Source organism: Streptomyces sp. NPDC096136, from assembly GCF_044763325.1.
In the GTDB taxonomy this organism is placed as follows: Bacteria; Actinomycetota; Actinomycetes; order Streptomycetales; family Streptomycetaceae; genus Streptomyces.
On sequence record NZ_JBIWFZ010000025.1, the window covers coordinates 1 to 17,024 of the forward strand.

The 17,024-nt window shown below is 75.3% G+C and carries 12 protein-coding genes and 1 pseudogene; 10 read left to right on the forward strand and 3 right to left on the reverse strand.

From position 1 onward, the window contains the following. The 3 genes from ACIRBY_RS33665 to ACIRBY_RS33675 form a co-directional block, all read right to left on the reverse strand. The coding region (locus ACIRBY_RS33665; protein ID WP_403907906.1) for a GNAT family N-acetyltransferase at window positions 1-701 on the reverse strand (701 nt) is incomplete at its 3' end. 89 nt (window positions 702-790) lie between these two features. Next, window positions 791-1,807: an SDR family NAD(P)-dependent oxidoreductase gene (locus ACIRBY_RS33670; protein WP_403907908.1), complete on the reverse strand. Its 1,017-nt coding sequence runs from the start codon at window positions 1,805-1,807 to the stop codon at window positions 791-793. A 222-nt stretch (window positions 1,808-2,029) separates the two neighbouring features. Then, complete coding sequence (locus tag ACIRBY_RS33675; RefSeq protein WP_403907910.1) at window positions 2,030-2,899, reverse strand: hypothetical protein; 870 nt, start codon at window positions 2,897-2,899, stop codon at window positions 2,030-2,032. 265 nt (window positions 2,900-3,164) lie between these two features. Here ACIRBY_RS33675 and ACIRBY_RS33680 point away from each other — a divergent pair, with 265 nt between their 5' ends. From ACIRBY_RS33680 to ACIRBY_RS33725, 10 genes and pseudogenes are all read left to right on the forward strand, one after another. Beyond that, window positions 3,165-3,977 carry a hypothetical protein gene (locus ACIRBY_RS33680; protein WP_403907912.1) on the forward strand — a complete coding sequence of 271 codons (813 nt, stop codon included), beginning with the start codon at window positions 3,165-3,167 and terminating at the stop codon, window positions 3,975-3,977. A gap of 103 nt (window positions 3,978-4,080) precedes the next feature. Continuing rightward, the gene (locus ACIRBY_RS33685; protein WP_403907914.1) at window positions 4,081-7,680 is read left to right on the forward strand and encodes a hypothetical protein; all 3,600 of its coding nucleotides are present in this window, start codon (window positions 4,081-4,083) and stop codon (window positions 7,678-7,680) included. A gap of 189 nt (window positions 7,681-7,869) precedes the next feature. Further along, window positions 7,870-9,384, forward strand: a complete 1,515-nt coding sequence (locus tag ACIRBY_RS33690) for an MFS transporter (protein ID WP_403907916.1) — start codon at window positions 7,870-7,872, stop codon at window positions 9,382-9,384. 25 nt (window positions 9,385-9,409) lie between these two features. Continuing rightward, window positions 9,410-9,943 carry a TetR family transcriptional regulator gene (locus ACIRBY_RS33695; protein WP_403907918.1) on the forward strand — a complete coding sequence of 178 codons (534 nt, stop codon included), beginning with the start codon at window positions 9,410-9,412 and terminating at the stop codon, window positions 9,941-9,943. A gap of 56 nt (window positions 9,944-9,999) precedes the next feature. After that, window positions 10,000-10,293 carry a DUF1330 domain-containing protein gene (locus tag ACIRBY_RS33700; RefSeq protein WP_403907920.1) on the forward strand — a complete coding sequence of 98 codons (294 nt, stop codon included), beginning with the start codon at window positions 10,000-10,002 and terminating at the stop codon, window positions 10,291-10,293. A gap of 138 nt (window positions 10,294-10,431) precedes the next feature. Next, window positions 10,432-12,090 (forward strand): DUF4173 domain-containing protein, encoded by a 1,659-nt coding sequence (locus ACIRBY_RS33705; RefSeq protein ID WP_403907922.1) that lies wholly within the window; start codon window positions 10,432-10,434, stop codon window positions 12,088-12,090. Window positions 12,091-12,227: 137 nt separating this feature from the next. Then, entirely contained in the window at window positions 12,228-12,485 is a 258-nt protein-coding gene (locus tag ACIRBY_RS33710) for a hypothetical protein (RefSeq protein WP_403907924.1), read from the forward strand. Between the two features lie 56 nt (window positions 12,486-12,541). Next, a pseudogene (locus tag ACIRBY_RS33715) lies at window positions 12,542-13,629 on the forward strand (methyltransferase domain-containing protein). A gap of 159 nt (window positions 13,630-13,788) precedes the next feature. Next, entirely contained in the window at window positions 13,789-14,703 is a 915-nt protein-coding gene (gene bla, locus ACIRBY_RS33720; protein WP_403907926.1) for a class A beta-lactamase, read from the forward strand. 372 nt (window positions 14,704-15,075) lie between these two features. Next, a complete protein-coding gene (locus tag ACIRBY_RS33725; protein WP_403907928.1) occupies window positions 15,076-17,022 on the forward strand; it encodes a S41 family peptidase in 1,947 nt (648 codons plus the stop codon). Window positions 17,023-17,024 lie beyond the last annotated feature (2 nt).

Genomic DNA, 17,024 nt, shown 5'->3' on the forward strand with positions numbered 1-17,024 from the left:
GTGTAGCTCGCGTACCCGTCCGGTACGCCGTCGGCGTCCCGGTGGAGGGCGACGTACCGCGGCGCGGGCGAGATCGGGGGCTGTCCCGCACGCAGGGACCACCAGCGGTGGGGGCGCGACAGCGCGCCGGGCTGCGCGCGGCGGTACCGGTCGTAGACCTCCTCCAGGACCTCGCCGCAGCGTCCGCTCCGCACCACCTCGACCGAACCGTCCGGCGTGCCCGTGAGCGGTTCGCCGTTCCCCCCGCGCGCCCGGGGAGCGGCGAGGGCCGCCCGGTGGCGCGGCACCGTCAGCCCTGCCGTGTACGTCGCCGGTCCGTAGCCGAACCTGCGGTAGATCAGGGCCTCGGAGGCCAGCAGCACGGAGAGGAACTCCCCGCGGGCGCGCAGCTCGGCCAGCTGATGCCGCATCAGGGAAGTGAGCGCGCCCTGCCGCCGGTGGGAGGGCAGGACGCCGACGGCGCTCACCCCGGAGACGGGGACGAGGGTCTCGCCGGGCAGGGTGAGCTCGAAGGAGTACGCGCCGGCGGTGCCGACGGGCTTCCCGTCCGCCGTCACGGCGAACAGGCACCGGTCCATCTCGAGCGCCGACCACCACTGCCCGCCGCCGTCGACCGGAGGCTGCGGATAGAACCCGAACGCGGCGAGCATCGTCTCGACGAAGGCGTCGAAGTCCTGGTCGGTCGTATGACGGATCTCCATGTGCGCCGCTGCCTCCCCCGGATGCCGGCACCGCCGCTCGGCGCTGCCCCGCCACAGTGCAGCGCCGACCCGCGGCCTGGTCAACCGAATTACGGCCAGGCCGGCATCCCGGGGGTCTCCGGCCCCGTACGGCGGGGGACGGCCTTCGCCGGCGTGGTGGACATCGGGTCGGTTCCGGTCAGGTCGCGGCTTTCCGCCCACAGACGTGCCGCGGCCGTGGTGTCGGTCAAGTGCCCCCAGAGGGGCTCGGTCCTCGGCGCACCGCGCAGTCCGAAGGCGCGGGGGCCGAGCATCTGGCCGCCGCGCACGCCCGGGTCGAGTACGGCCCGGACAGCGGGCCAGGCGGCGCTGTCCTTGCCCTGGACGACGAGGCGGAGCGGCAGGTGGCCCAGCCGTGTGCCGGTGGTGCGGACGTGGAACGGCGGGCGCGAGGGGGTGAGGGAGTCGAGTGCGCCGCCGGGATGGACCAGCACGCTCAGCGTCGTGCTGCCGGCGGCCCGCAGACGGCGGTCGAGTTCCAGGGCGAAGAGCATCTGGGCGAGCTTGGAGCGCGCATAGGCGCGTTTGGGCTGGTAGTCGTGCGTGCTGTGGAGATCGTCCAGATCCAGGCGTTCGGACTTGGCGGCGAAGCTGCCGGTGGTGACGACCCGGCTCCCCGGGGTGGCCGCGAGCAGGGGGGCCAGGTGGTGGGTCAGCGCGAAGTGTCCCAGGTGGTTGGTCGCGAACATCAGCTCGTGGCCGTCGCGGGTCGCGCGGCGCGGTGGGTGGTCGAGCGCCACGCCGGCGTTGTGGACGACCGCGTCGAGGCGGTCCAGCCCGAGCGCGTCCACGGACGCCCCGAGCGAAGCGGGATCGGCCAGGTCCAGGGGCACGCGCCGCACGTCGGCGCCGGGGACGCGCGAGACGATGGAGGCGATCGCCGCTTCGGCCTTCGCCCCGTCGCGGCTGCCGAGGACGACCGTGGCCCCGGTTCCGGCGAGCTGCTCGGCGACGAAGTACCCGATGCCCGCGTTGCCGCCGGTGACCAGGACGGTCTTCCCTTGGGCGCGAGGCAGCCGGTGGACGTCCCACCGCGGGGTCTGGGGTACGGAGGGTGCGGACGGCACGAGGGGCTCCCGGAAGGTCGCAGGGGTCTGGAGGGCGGGCGGGGCCGCACGTCCACGGCCGGCCACGCCCGGTTCCCACACTCCCGGAGGCCACCCGCAGCACGCCGACAAACCACCGTCGCCAGCGACAGCCGACCGACAGCGCCAGGGCCCGGCGGCTGCCGGACGCCGGCTGCCCGGCGGCGCCGTCATGACGCCGGCCGGTCCGGCGTCATCAGCCCCTCACTGGACCAGGTCGGTGTGCGGGTGGCCTCCGTTCGCCGGGCAGGCGTACAGCTGGAGGCGATTGACGTCCAGCACGGTGATCCCGGGCGGATTGGACCGACTGTCGTCGGACGCACCGGGGACCCGGTCCTCGTAGGGGATCCAACTCGTGCTGTTGCGGTGCCATTCGGACGAGGCGATGGTCAGCAGCGGCGCCATCGCGGTACCGCAGGCCACGCAGAACCGTGGAACGGGGTCGGTGAGCCCCCAGGCGGACCAGCCGCCGATCTTCCAGCCCGGGGCGTGGCACAGCGCGTGGTGATAGAGCTCCTGAGGGTGGGCGTCGTCGACCACGATGCCCGCCGCCCGCCAGGGCGCGGGGTCCGAGACCTGCTGCTTCAACTCCTTCGGCAGTTCCAGGAAATCGGGGTACTCGGTGACCTGCTCCGGCGCCAGCACGCACGGCTCGGGCACGTAGGAGTCCCCGTCCGCGTCGAACGGCTCGGGCGGCGCGGCCAGGACGTCGGTGACGTCCGCCGCCGTCCTCCAGGACAGCTCGATCGGAATGCTTGAGTCCGGCGCGTGCTCCGAAGGGCACCACAGAACCTGTAGCAGGTCGGTCCGCCCGGGCGGCCGCAGCAGGGGTATGTCCCGCGCGTACAACTGGGCCACGGGTACCAGGGGGTGGAGGCCGTCGTGTTCGATGCGGCAGTACCGCCAGGGTTCCTGCGCCGGCCACAGCAGGGGCCCGCCGATCGAGCTGTCGTGCACCGTGGGAGAGCCGGGACGCGGGTGCAACCGGACCGCTGGGCGGGCCAGCGGGGCCAGCGCGGGGAAGACCGCGGCGATGTCGACCGGCCGCGGCGGGGTGGTACGTGTGCCGTTCATGGCGATGATCTTGCCAACACCCTCTGACAGCGGGCCTCACCCCGCAGGACGCGCCGCGTCCGCCCCGCGTGTGGCACACCCCCTCCCGGTGCGTGGCGCACAGCGGCCCCTCCGGCCGGCCCCCTCTCCCGGTGGACGGCCGCGACCCGGCTGACCGGCGAGGATTGATATGTTCGGGCCGGGCCGTCGGGCCCGGTGGGTACTCGGGGGTGGGGCAGTGATCGAGGTCGGGCAGCGGGGCGCCTTCAGCGTGAACAGTGTCGGGTTGGAGCGCTTGCCGTTCCCGCTGGGCTTCAGCGTCCGCGAGGCCGAGGGGCTGTGGAGTGTGAGCGCCGCTGCGGCCCAGGCGGGCGAGCTGGCCGACCTCCTCGTGGCCGTGGCGAACGACGCGGTGGCGGTGGTGTCGCTGGAGACCAACTCCTATCTGGACGAGGACTGGCAGTCCCTGCGGCCCTCGCTGATCGCGGCTGAGCTCGGCGTGCCCTGCACGGTCCACTCCGTCGGATCCTGGGCGTCCGGTACGAACGGACTCGCCGAGGAGTTCCTGGTGATGGAACGCGGCCTCCTGCCCCGCTTCCTCGACGGGACCTGGTCGCCGTACGAGCTGGCTCTGGTCGACGTGCCCGTCGATGCGACCGCGGAGCAGCTCGACGAGCTCGCCCTCGTGCTCGGGACGACCGACATGGACGAGCCGCTCCTGAGCCGCCTGGGAGCCTCGCGCGTCTGGTTCTCGGGCCACGACGACTGCTACGTGTGGGTGGAGACCCGTGATCCCGCCCTGCCGGCCGCGGTCTTGGCGCGCCTGCTGACCCTGCTGGCCGGATCCGCCCTCGCCGAGCGCACCGAGGAGCCCGTCTCGCGCGTACCCGAGCCCGAGCCCTGGCTGCCCGAGCAGCTGATCGCCACCGCACCGCACTGGATCGGAGCCCTGGACGACGTCACCGAGGACCTGGTCGCCATCAGGCTGGCCGCCCTGCCGGAGCCGTGGCGGCTGGGCCTCCCGTTCCCGCAGCACGCCGACCTCACCGCGACGCTCGACCTCCGCCGCGGCTCCTGGCGGCTCACGGCCGCGCGGTAGCACGAGGAGCCACCCCGAACGGGACGCAGGGCCGGCGGACCGGCACCCCGGCGGTCCGATAATCCGTAGGGACGGGACCGGGCCCTCGGGCACAATGCCCGCGATGACCTTCACCGCCGGCGAGCTGCTCGCCGCCCTCGAGCCCCTGTCCCATGCCGACCGGCTCCGGCACACCGCCCTCACCGCCCACCGGCTCGCCCGCCGGGGGGAACTGCGGCCCCTGCTCGACGCCCTGGACGCGCTCGGCCCGTACGAGCGCCGCCTCGCCGCGCTCGCCGCCCTCGTCGGCGGCGAGGCCGGCCACCTGGCGGCCCGCCTCGCCGACCCCGATCCGGTGGTGCGGCGGTATGCCGTGCGGGCGACGCGGGGGCTGCCCGTGCCGGACGCCGCCGTCGAGGCCGCGTACGACGACGCCCCCGCCGTGGTCCGCGCCGATCTGGCCCGGCTGCTGCGCGACGGGCGCCGGTCCGGGCTCGCCGAGCGGCTGGTGCCCCGGGTGCGCACCGAGTACGGGGACCGGGACGCGGCCCGCCTGCTGCCGGGCTGCTCGCCGGAGTTCACCGCCCGGCTGCTGCCCGAGCTGGCCGGGGCGCTCGCCCCCGAGGACTGGAACACCCTGGCCGTCCGCCACCCCGCCGCCGTCCTCGACCAGGCGGAACGGGAACTGGGCGACCTCCCCGAGCAGTTGCGCGACCGCTGGTGGAAGCAGCACGCCACCGGTGTCGCCGCCGCCCTTCCGGCCGCGCCCGGCCGCGTGCTCGACCTGCTGGAGCGGCACGGACCCGGGTCCCTGCCCGGCCCGGTGCACGACCGGCTGGTCGACCTCGTGGCGGTGGACGCCGAACGCGTCGTGCGCTGGCTGTCCCACCCCGCCCGGACGCACGAGCGGTGGGAGCGGCTGCCCGGACGGGCCGTCCTGGTGCGGCTGGCGGCGGCCGGTTCTCCGTCCCTGCCCGGCCTCGCGGCCCGCTGGTTCCACCGGGGCGCCTTCCCCGAACTGCTGCGGTCACTGCCCCCGCCCCGCCGGCCCGCCTTCCTGGACGCCGTCCTCACCGCGCGGGGGCCGCGCGCCGGGCTCCGCGCGCACGAAGGGCTGCTGGCCCTGCTGCCCGCCGACGAGCGGTACGCCCGGGCCCGCGCCGCGCTCGCGGAGCTCCGGGCCGGAGGGGGTACCGCCTGGGACGTCTGGGGCATGATGTCCCTGCTGCCGCCCGCCGAGGCACGCCCCGGGCTGCTGGCGGCCCTCGGCACCGGTGACGCCGATGCCCGTGGGTCGCTCTGGATCCGGCTCGTCCTGAACGCCGACCGCACCCGCGTGCCGGGCGAGGTCGCGCAGGTCCTCGTGGCGGCCGCCGGACGGCTGGCCAACGAGCGCGATCCGGTACGCCAGGAGGCCCTCGACGCCTTCGCGGACCTGCGCCCGTCCCTGCTCCTGGCGGCCCTCCACGAGGTCGTGCCCACCGCCGGCGCCGGGGAGCGGACCGCGGCCGCCCTGCTGGAGCGGCTGTGCCGGGACGCCCTGCGGGCCCGGGACTGCTCACCGGCGACCCGGCGCACGGTCCGCAGGCTGGCCCTGAACCTGCTCGCGGCCTCCGCCGAAGCCGCCGAACTCCCCGAAGCCGCCGCACCCACCGCACCCGCCGGGGCCGCCGCACCCACCGCACCCGCCGGGGCCGCCGCACCCACCGCACCCGCCGGGGCCGCCGCACCCACCGCACCCGCCGGGGCCGACCCCGCCGACGGTGCGGGCGCCGCGCGGACCGCCCTGCGCCTCGTGGAGGCGCTGACCGCGCACACCGGCGCGGTGGACCTCGGCGACCTGGGCCGCGACCTTCCCGTGCGCGGGATCCGCGCGCTGCTCGGCGTCCTCGGGCCGTGGCTCGACCGGGCCGCCGGCCAGGGGGACTTCACGCCCCTGCTCGCGCTCACCGCCTCCTGCGGGAACCGCGCCCACCGGCTCCCGGAACTCCACGACCGCCTCGAACGGGCCCTGCACACCTGCCCGGACGGGGCCTTCGGGGCGCTCGCGGCGGCCTGGCTGGCCGCCCCCGCGACCCGGCGCGCGCGGGTGGGCGTACTGCTGGAGCGGGAGCCCTCCGCGGTCTTCGTGCCGGAGGTCCTGGCCGTCCTCGCCGCCGAACGCACCGACCTGCTGGACCCGGTGCTGACCGGCAACCCGCCCCCGGACGGACGGTTCCCGGCGGCCGGGCCCGCCCGCCCGCTGCCGCCCTTCCGCCACGCCGACCGGTGGCTGCCCCGGCAGCAGCGGGCGGCCGTCCGGCTGGCCGCCGCCGTGGTCGCCGATCCGGGCCGGGGTCTCGACGAACGGGCCGCCCTGCTCCGCGCGGTGGCCCCCGTACCGCGGTACGGGCGGGAACTGCTCCGGCGGTACGCCCCCACCGGGGCGGCCGGGACACGGCTCGAGGAGGGTGACGGGAGCGCGGCCGGCACGGTGCTGGGCATGGCGGCCCTGGACGCGGCCGCCCGCACGGACGACCCGGCCTCGGCCCTGGAGGACCTGCTCGCCCTGGCTGGGGACGACCGGGCTTCGGCCGCCTGGAGCGCGGCGGGACGCGCCGCCGCCCACGCCCGGCCCACCCGGGTCGCGGCCCTGCTCCGGTCGGTCCTGACCTGCGAGAGCGGGGTGAAGGTCACCGTACGGAAGGCCGCCGCGCGCCTCGCCGTGCACCATCTGCCCCCGGGCGCCGCCACCGCGCTGCTGACCCGGGTGGGCCGCACCCCGGGCGTCCATCCGGACGTGCTGGCAGCGGTCCTCGGCCTGGCCCCGGCGCTCCTGCCGGCCGAGGAGGTGTGGGAGCTGCTGGAATCGGCGGCCGCCGACGGACCGGAGGCGGCCCGGTCCGTGCTCCTGGACCCGGGACCGGCGGACCTGGCCCCGGCCCACCGGGCCCGGTACGGGGAGCTCGTCGCCCGGCTGCCCTTCGTCTCGCAGGAGCCGACGGCGGGACGGGCCGTGTCCCTCCTGAGCGACTGGGCGCGGTACGCGCCCGCGGCCGGTGCGGCGCTGGCGGAGGTCTACACCGACCTCTCCACATCCCGCGGCGCCACGCGGGCGGGCTACGGGCTGAGGAACCTGGCCGGGTCCGGACTGTCCCACCCGACGGGCGGCGTGCAGCCCGGCAGCCTCGTGCACGGGGTCGTGGAACGGCTCCTGGAGCTCGTCGCGGCGGGCGAACCGGAGGGCGCGGGGCCCGGCCGGGACCTGCCGGCCCGTCGCCGCCTGGAGGGCCTCGTCGGTCCGGGGCTCGGCGATCCCCGGACGTGCGCCGCCCTGGCCCGAAGGCTGGAGGTCGAACCGGCGCTGGCCTCCACCCGCACGACCCTCCTCGTCGGGGCGGTGGACCTGACGGCGGACGGACCCGAACTGCTGGGCGCACTCCACGAGTTGGCCCGCGCGGTGCGGGGACGTCCGGTCCTCGCCGCCCGGGCGGCCGAGGTGCTGGAGACGATGCACCGGTACGGCGACCCGCTGCCCGACCCCGCCGAAGCCCTCGACGCCGCCGGCCGGCTGGCGGACGGCGGCGCTCTCGCGGAGGGCCTCCTCGCCATCGCCCTCGCCAGGGCCGTCGGGGTCCGCCAGCAGTGGCCGGACGCCTGCCGCGCCGTCGTCCTGGCACTGCGCCGCCATCCGGACCGGGAGGTGCGGGAGACCGCGTACGCGACGGTGCTGGGCGGCAACTGACGGGCGAGGACGAGGTCCCGTCCGCTCGCGGATCGGACGGGACCTCGTCCTCCTTGTCGCGCGTGGCGGCCCCCCTTGCGAGGTGAATGGCGTTCACCTAGGTTGGTGAACGCCATTCACCTCGGAAGGGGCTTCGCTGTGCCCGCTGATTCGCGTCCGTCGCCGTCTCCGGCCGCCGACCGTGGCGTCATGGCCGTGCTGGCGGCCGGCGGCATCGTCACCACACTGGTGCAGACCGCCGTGGTGCCGCTGCTGCCGCAGTTGCCCCGGCTGACCGGTGCCGCGCCCGTCGATGTGGGATGGGTGGTCACCGTCACGCTGCTGACCGGTGCGGTGGCCACGCCGCTGATGGGGCGGGCCGGGGACATGTACGGGAAGCGGCGGATGCTGCTGCTCGCGCTGGGGGCGCTCGCCGCGGGGTCGCTGGTGTGCGCGTTCGCCGGCACCCTTCCGTGGCTGCTGGCGGGGCGGGCGCTGCAGGGGGTGGGTGCGGCGGTGGTGCCGCTGGCGATGAGCTTCCTGCGGGGCGTGCTGCCGCCGCAGCGGACGGGGTCCGCGGTGGCGCTGATGAGTTCGACGGTGGGCATCGGCGCGGCGCTCGGGCTGCCGCTGGCCGCGCTGCTGGTGCAGTACGCGGACTGGCACGCGATGTTCCGGGCCATGGCCGTGCTCTCGACCGCAGTGCTCGCCCTGGCGTGGCGGCTGCTGCGCGAGGAGCCGGTCCGGTCTCCGGGGCGTTTCGACCTGCCGGGGGCGTGCGGGCTGAGCGCGGGGCTGGTGCTCCTGCTGCTGGCGCTGTCCAAGGCCGGCGAGTGGGGCTGGGGCAGTGCGCGGACGCTGGGCCTGGCGGGGGCGGCGCTGCTGGTCCTGACCGGATGGACCGTCCACCAGCGCCGTGCGGCGCGGCCGCTGGTGGACGTACGGCTGGCGACGCGCCCGGCCGTGCTGCTGCCGCACCTGGCCGCGCTGCTGGCCGGATTCGCCTTCTACGCCAACTCCCTGGTCACCGCACAACTGGTCCAGGCGCCCCGGGCCACCGGCTACGGCTTGGAGCTCTCGGTGGTGGCGGCGGGCGCCTGCCTGGTGCCCAGCGGTGTGATCATGGTGTTGTGCGCCTCCCTGTCCGCCCGCCTGTCCGCCGCCCGCGGGGCGAAGGCCACCCTCACCCTGGGCACGGCGGTGATCGCGGCCGGCTACGGCCTGCGCTTCGCCGACAGCAGGCAACTGTGGGTGGTCATCGCGGGCGCGGCCGTGGTCTCGGTCGGCACGGCGCTCGCCTACTCCGCCCTGCCCCTGCTGATCATGCGGGCGGTGCCGCTGGAGCAGACCGCCGCGGCCAACGGCCTCAACGTCCTGATGCGCACCATCGGGCAGGCCCTGTGCAGCGCGGTGGTCGCCACCGTGCTCGCCCGGCACACCCGCCTGTTCGCCGGCACGGCGGGCCCGGCCGTGGCGGCGCCGACCCTGGCCGGCTACCGCACGGCCTTCGCCGCCGCAGGCGCGGTCGCGCTGCTGGCCTGCGCGGCGGCCTGCCTCATCCCGCGCGGGCCGCGACCCGCGCCGTTCCCCCTCCAGCCCCCGGAGACTGAAGAAGATGCCCGACCCGAGCTCCGCCTCCCCCCGCAGTGCCCGCCCGCGAACGACCTCCGGCAACCCGCCGGCGACGCCCGACCCGGCCCCGGGCCGGCCGGCACGACCGCGTGACGCCGACGCGCGCCGCACGGACATCTTGGCCGCCGCCCGCCGCGCCTTCGCGCGCCACGCCTACGCCGACACCACCATCGCCGCCATCGCCGCCGAGGCGGGCGTCAGCCCGGCGCTGGTGATGAAGTACTACGGCACCAAGGAGCACCTGTTCACCCAGGTCTTCACCTTCGACGCCGACGCCACGGCCCTCTTCGACGCCCCCCTGGACCGCCTCGCCCGGCACATGGTCCTGCACCTCCTCGCCGTCCAGCGCAGCCAGACCCGCGACCCGATCCTGCGCATCGCCTTCTCCCGCCACCACCTGGAGCTGGGCGGCCAGGCCCGGGCCAACTTCCGCACCCAGGTCGTCGACGCGCTCGCCGCCCGCCTCCCCGGCCCGGACGCCCCGCTGCGGGCGGAGATGGCCATCGGCGTGCTGCTCGGACTCGGCGCCCTCTACGCCACCGTCCAGGCCGACCGGCTCACCCGGCTGGACCCCGACGTGGTCGCCGACCTGTACGTCCCCCTGCTGGAGCCCCTGCTCCGCGGCGACTCCCCGGCCCCACCGGCCGAATAGCCTCATCCCGCACACGACGAACGCCGACACGCGGCTTCGCGACACCGGAGGTTTCCATGCCCAAGGGCTACTGGGTCAGCGTCTACCGCACCATCTCCGACCCCGAGAAGCTGGCCGCCTACGACGAGCTGGCGCGTCCGGCCGTCCAGGCCGCGGGCGGGCGGGTCCTCTCCCGTGGCACCCGGGTCGCCGTGTACGACGCCGGCATGGCCGAACGCACCATCCTGGTCGAGTTCGACAGCTTCGAACAGGCCGTCGCCGCACGCGAGAGCGAGGCCTACCAGGAGGCGCTGGCCGCCCTCGAGGACGGCGTCGAGCGCGACTTCCGCATCATCGAAGGCCTCGACTGACGGCGACACGGCGTGGACCGCCGGCGGCACCGGGCGGTTCACGATTGTCACGATCCCGCCACAGAGATCAATTGAATGTGTTCAAAACCCTGGGCGGCGGGCCTACTCTGGCCCCTCCGCAACAGGGGGAGGGACCCGATGTCCGAGAACGCCGCCGACCACGCCCAGCAGGCGGACCCGGGAGGACCCGCCCAGGCTCCGCCCCCGCCGCCCGCCCCCGGCCTGCCGGGACACGACCGGACGGCCTGGCTGCTGTACCAGCACCAGCTGCGCCAGCGGCAGCTCCAGGAGGAGGCCGCCGCGAGGGCGGCGAACTCCATGTGGCGGCGGATCCGCCCGGCCGACGCCGCGCCGGTCCGCACCGTCACCCTGGCCGCCGCGCTCGCCGCCGGCCTCGCCGCCGCCGTCCTCCTCGGGGACGGGGTCGGCCCCGGGCTGCTCCTCGCCGCGCTGCCCGCCATGGTGGCCGCGTACGCCTCGGCCCGCGCCGCCGGCCGCAAGGCCCGCCCCTGGAGCCTGGCCTGGGCCCTCGGCTGCGCGGCGCTGCTCGCGGTGCCGGCCCTGCGCGACTCCGCCTGGCCCTCCACGCTGGCGGTGCTGGCCGCCGTCCCCCTGGCCGCCCTGGCCCTGCACGGCACCCGCAGATGGCCCGGCGTCGTGCTCGGCCCGCTCGGCTTCCTCGACAGCGCCGTCAGCGGGGTCGCCTGGGCCTGGGCGGGCGTCCGGGCGCGCGGCGGCGGAACGGGCCGGGAGCACTGGCTGCCCGTGGCCAAGGCGGTCGTGGTGGGGGCGGCCCTGCTGCTCCTGTTCGGGGCGCTGTTCGCCTCCGCCGACGCGGCCTTCGCCGACCTGCTGGGCGGCCTGACCCCCGACGTCTCCGTGGGGGAGGGGCCCCTGCGGATCCTGCTCTTCCTGGCCGGCACCGTCCTCGCACTCGCCGCCGCCCGCACCGCCGCGGCCCCGCACCGCTGGGACCGGATGAAGTCCCGCCCGGGCACGCCGCGTTCGCGCGTGGAGTGGAGCCTGCCCCTGATCCTGCTCAACCTGCTCTTCGCCGGCTTCAACGCCGTACAGCTGGCCGTGCTGTTCGGCGGCTACGACAAGGTGCTGGAGAGCACCGGGCTCAGCCACGCCCAGTACGCGCGCCAGGGCTTCTGGCAGCTCCTGTGGGCCACCGTCCTCGTCCTCGGGGTCATCGCGCTCGCCCTGCGCTGGGCACCCCGGGGCACGGCCGCCGACCGCCGCCTGGTCCGCGCGGTGCTGGGCACGCTGTGCCTGCTGACCCTGGTGGTGGTCGCCTCCGCCGTGCGCCGGATGGACCTGTACGTCGCCGCGTACGGACTGACCAGGCTGCGGCTCTCCGTGGTCACGACGGAACTGTGGCTGGGCCTGGTGATCGTGCTGCTGATGGCGGCCGGGGTGGCCGGCGGCCGCTGGCTGGCCCGCGCGGTGGTCGCCAGCGCGGCCGCGACCGTCCTGGCCTTCGGGCTGGTCTCGCCCGACGGGATCATCGCCGAGGCGGGCGTCACCCGCTACCAGCGGGACGGCGGGATCGACGTGGTCTACCTGCGCGGGCTGTCGGCGGACGCCGTCCCCGCCCTGGACCGGCTGCCCGAACCCCAGCGCTCCTGCGCCCTGTTGGACATCCGCGACGACCTGCGCCGGGCCGCCGGGGCCCCCTGGTACGCCACGAGCCTGGGCGAGCACCGGGCCCGGAGGATCCTGCGCGAACGGCCGCTCGCGGCCGACCGGAGCGAATGCGTCCGCCGCGACGCGCACTCCGTCCGCCGCCCGTAGCCCGCCTCGTACGGATCCTGCCGCCCCGCCAACCCCTCCGGCGTCGGCGGCGATGACGGGGCCATGGCCGTGCCGGCCGCGTCGGTCAGAGCCTGCGGCGCAGAGGAGCGGACGGGGCCTCGGCCGTGTCTCGTCGCGTGCGGGCTGAACGAGCTGAGGCCGGGAGCGTTCGAGGGCGCGGACCTGGCGAGCAAGACCACCGCCTCCCACGCGCCCTGCGGCAGGAACGCGACCGGCTGCGCGTCGAGTCGGCCCGGCTGCGCGAGGACCTGGTGGGCGTGCAGGCGGAACCCGCCGCAGGCCTGGCGCTCCTCGCGCTCGGCGGTCGACGTCATGTCGAGCTGCCGGGCCTCCTGGTCGGGGTGGGGCCCGGGATGCGCTTGACCCTCACGTGACGTGATGCCGCATAGTCGCCGGTGTGGGAGAACACGAGCACCTGACCGTAGGACGTGTGGCCGAGTTGGCCGCCGTGAGTGTCCGTACCCTGCACCACTACGACGAGATCGGCCTCGTCCGCTCGTCCGCGCGGACGAGCGCGGGGTACCGGGCGTACTCGGCGGGCGACGTGGAGCGCCTGCGGGAGGTACTCGCTTTCCGGCGGCTGGGTTTCGGGCTGCGCGAGATCGCGGATCTGGTGGACGACCCTGCCACCGACGCGACGGCGCGCCTGCGCCGGCTGCGCGGCCTGCTGGTCGAACAGCGGGACCGCACCGCCGTCATGGTGACGGCCATCGACAAGGAGCTGGAGGAGTGGGCCATGGGGGTCAGGACGACGCCGGAGGACCAGTTGAAGGTGTTCGGCGCGCAGTTGTACGAAGCGATCGGATTCGCCTACCCGGCGACCCGGCGCACCGAGCCGCGGATCGCGGCGAGGATCTGGGAGGCGCTCGGGGACGCGCGGACCGTGCTGAACGTCGGGGCCGGCACCGGCTCCTACGAGCCGCCGGACCGCGACGTCACGGCCGTGGAGCCGTCCGCGGTGATGCGGGCGCAGCGCCCGGCGGGCGCGGCCCCGTGCGTGGCCGCCGGCGCGGAGCGCCTGCCGTTCGCCGACCAGTCCTTCGACGCCGCGATGGCGGTCAGCACCGTTCACCACTGGCCGGACCCCATCGCAGGGCTGCGCGAGATGCGGCGGGTGGCCCGGCGCGTGGTGGTGTTCACCTACGACGCCAGTACGACCGGCTGGCTCCAGCGGTTCTGGCTCACCCGCGACTACCTGCCCGAATTCGCCGGCCTTCTCGCCGACTGGCCGTCGCTCGCCGACATGACCCGTGCGATCGGGGGCCGCGCGGAGCCGGTGCTCGTCCCGTGGGACTGCGCCGACGGCTTCTTCGAGGCGCACTGGCGCCGACCCGAGGAGTACCTGGACGAACGGGTGCGCCGCGCGGTGTCGGTGTGGACCAGAGTCGGCCCGCAGGCCGAGCAGCGGGCGGTGGACATGCTCCGCGCCGACCTCGCCTCGGGCCGCTGGACCGAGCGCAACCGCGACCTCGTGGCGCTCGACGCGGCCGAGCTGGCCTGCGCCTTCTCGTCGCCTGAGCCTTCGCTCCGCGAGGCCCCGTACCGGGTGCGGGCTTGAGGGCCCGCCAGGAACGCCGTTCTCGCGCAGCGGGGCGTGCGTGGATGCAACCGTCCTGGGATGTTTCGCGTGTTTCCTCCCGTAGTGATGATCAACGGTGAGGAGACGATGTGAAGCGCGTGGCGAGCAGTCCGTCCCGGCGTACGGTCCTGGCTCTCGGTACGGGAGGCCTGGCCGCCCTCGGCCTCGGCGCCGCCGGCCGGGCGTCGGCGCAGGCCCGGCCGGGAGCGGGCCCGGGCACTCTGCGCCGACTGGGGGACATGGAACGGGAGCACGGCGCCCGTATCGGCGTCTACGCCCGCAATCTGGACACCGGCCGTACGGTGGTCCACCGGGCGGGGGAGCTCTTCCCGGTCTGCTCGGTGTTCAAGCCGCTGGCCGCGGCGGCCGTCCTGCGGGACCTCGACCGCGACGGCGAGTTCCTGGCCCGCCGGATCCACTACACCGCGGCCGAGGTCGAGGCGGCCGAGTGGGCCCCGGTCACCAAGGAGCACGTGGCCGACGGGATGACGGTCGAGGCCCTGTGCGGGGCCGCAGTGAGCCAGAGCGACAACCTCGCGGGCAACCTGCTCCTGCGCGAGCTCGGCGGGCCGACCGCGATCACCCGCTTCGCCCGGTCCCTCGGCGACCGCGTCACCCGGCTCGACCGCTGGGAGCCGACCCTGAACTCCGCCGAACCCTGGCGCACCGAGGACACCACCAGCCCGCGGGCCATCGGCGAGACCTACACCCGGCTGCTGCTCGGCGACGCACTGCCCCGCACGGACAGGGACCGGCTCACCGGCTGGCTGCTCGCCAACACCACCAACACCCAGCGGTTCAAGGAGGGGCTGCCCGGCTGGCGGCTGGCCGACAAGACCGGCGGCGGCAGCGCCTACGGCGTCGCCAACGACGTGGGTGTGGTCTGGAGCCCTGCCGGTGTGCCGGTGGTGATGGCGGTCCTGACGACCAGGCCGGAGGCGCCACAGGGACCGAACGACAGCAAGCTCGTCGCCGACACGGCCCGCCTGCTGGGCGAGGCCGTCCTGGGCTGATCCGCTTCGTTGCGCTCGGCGGGAGCGGGAGCGGGAGCGCAGGCCTGCCGGGAGCGCGGCCGTCCCCGGGGCACCGAGGCCGGCGGTTCTCGGTGCCCTGCGGACCGCGGGCGCGGGGCCGGGCGCGGGGCCGGGCGCGGGCGGCATGCGGCCGGAGCCGGCCCGGCCCGCCGCCCTGCGGGCCGGCGGTGGAACCCGACCATTCCATAGGCGGTTTCGGGCGGTGGCGTCATCGTCGTCGACCGAGTACACCGCCGCCTTTCAGGCGAAAGAGCGAAAGAGAGGCCCACGGCCCACTCGTCCGAGGAGGCCGGGCAATACCTGAGGGCGACAGCCCCGGAACCCCGCCCACCCCCACCTCGGGAGGAACCCATGGCACACCGCGCCGACAGCTCCACCCCGGACTTCGTCCCCCAGGCCGCCGAAGCCGTACGGGAGCACCTGGCCGCGGCCACCGGACTGCCCGCCTTCCTCGCGGGCGCCGGCACCCTGACGCTGGCCGAGCGCCGGCTCATCGTCGACCAGGCGCTGCTCATGCTGGACCAGAACTACGTCCACCTGCCGCTCAAGTCCGCCATGTACGCCGTCAACCCGGTGCAGCGCCTGCGGGTGCTGCGCCGTCGGCTGGAGCAGCAGACCGAGGAGACCGAACCCGTCGAATGGCTGTTCCATGCGGAGATGTCCGAGGTCTTCCACTCGGTGCGGGACCTCCATACCAACTACCTCCTCCCCGACCCCTACCGGGGCAAGATCGCCTTCCTGCCGTTCCTCGTGGAGCGCTACGAGGACGCCCAGGGGGAGCACTTCATGGTCACCCACGTGGCCCAGGGCTTCTCCGCCCCGGGCTTCGGGCCCGGCGTCGAGATCACGCACTGGAGCGGAATCCCCATCGCCAAGGCCGTCGACCTCAACGCCGCCCGCTTCGCCGGCAGCAACGCGGCCGCCCGCCGCAGCCGAGGGATCCAGTCGCTGACCCTGAGACCTCTGGCCATGCACCTGCCCCCGTTCGAGGAGTGGGTCACCGTCAGCTACGTCGACTCCGGTACGACTGCGACACCCCGCGAGCTGCGCGAGAGCTGGCGGATCGTGGAAAACGCCCTCCTCCCGCCGTTCGTGGGCGCGGCGGCACCGACCGGCGCCGCGCTGGCCATGGGCCTGGACCTCGACATGGACGAGGCCAACCGCGCCAAGGTGATGCTGTTCGCGCCGAAGGTCGTCGCACGGCAGAAGGCCCTCGAAGCGGGCGGGGCCGCCCCGGAGGTCAGGGCCGGCGAGATCTCCACCTCGATGCCCAAGTCGTTCCGCGCGCAGGAGGTGCAGACGGCCTCCGGAACCTTCGGCTACATCCGGATCTTCACCTTCAACGAACCCGATGTGCAGGGGTTCGTCAACGAGTTCATCGGCCTGCTCCGCCGGATGCCGGACCGCGGACTGATCCTGGACGTCCGCGACAACGGCGGCGGCGTCATCTGGAACTCCGAACTCGCCCTGCAGACCCTCACCCCCCGCCACGTCACCCCGGAGCCGACGCAGTTCATCAACACCCCGCTGAACCTGCGGATCTGCCGCAGGAACCAGCAGGAACTGGGCGCCTGGCTGCCCTCCATGGAGCAGGCCGTCGAGATCGGCAGCACCTACTCGAGCGCGGTGGCCCTCACGCCCGAGGACACCGCCAACGCGATCGGCCAGCAGTACTTCGGCCCGGTCGTCCTCATCACCAGCGCCCGCTGCTACTCGGCCACCGACATCTTCGCCGCCGGCTTCCAGGACCACCACATCGGCCCCGTCCTCGGCACCGACGAGAACACCGGAGCCGGAGGCGCCAACGTCTGGGAGCACCGGCACCTCGTCGAGCTCCTCACGGGCGACCCCGAGACACCGTACCGGCCGCTGCCGAAGGGAGCCGGCATGCGGGTGGCGATCCGCCGCAGCCTGCGGGTGGGCAGCAACTCCGGTACACCGGTGGAGGACCTCGGCATCACCCCGGACGTCCCGTACCGGATGACCCGCCGGGACCTGCTGGAAGGCAACGCCGACCTGTTCGAGCGCGCCGGGGAGGTCCTCAAGGGCCTCACGCCGCACGTCCTGGACATCACGGACGCGACGGCCGCCGCCGACGGCGGCCTGCGGCTCAAGGTCAAGGCCACCAACGTCGAACGGCTGGACGTCTACGTCGACCAACGCCCGCGTGCCTCCGTCGACCTCGCCGACGGCCAGGCCGACCTCACCGTCCCCGACGCGGCCACGGCCCACTCGGCCCGGGTGGAGGGCTTCGTCGGCGGCGAGCTCGTCGCCAGCCAGACCGCACGGCTCAATTAGCG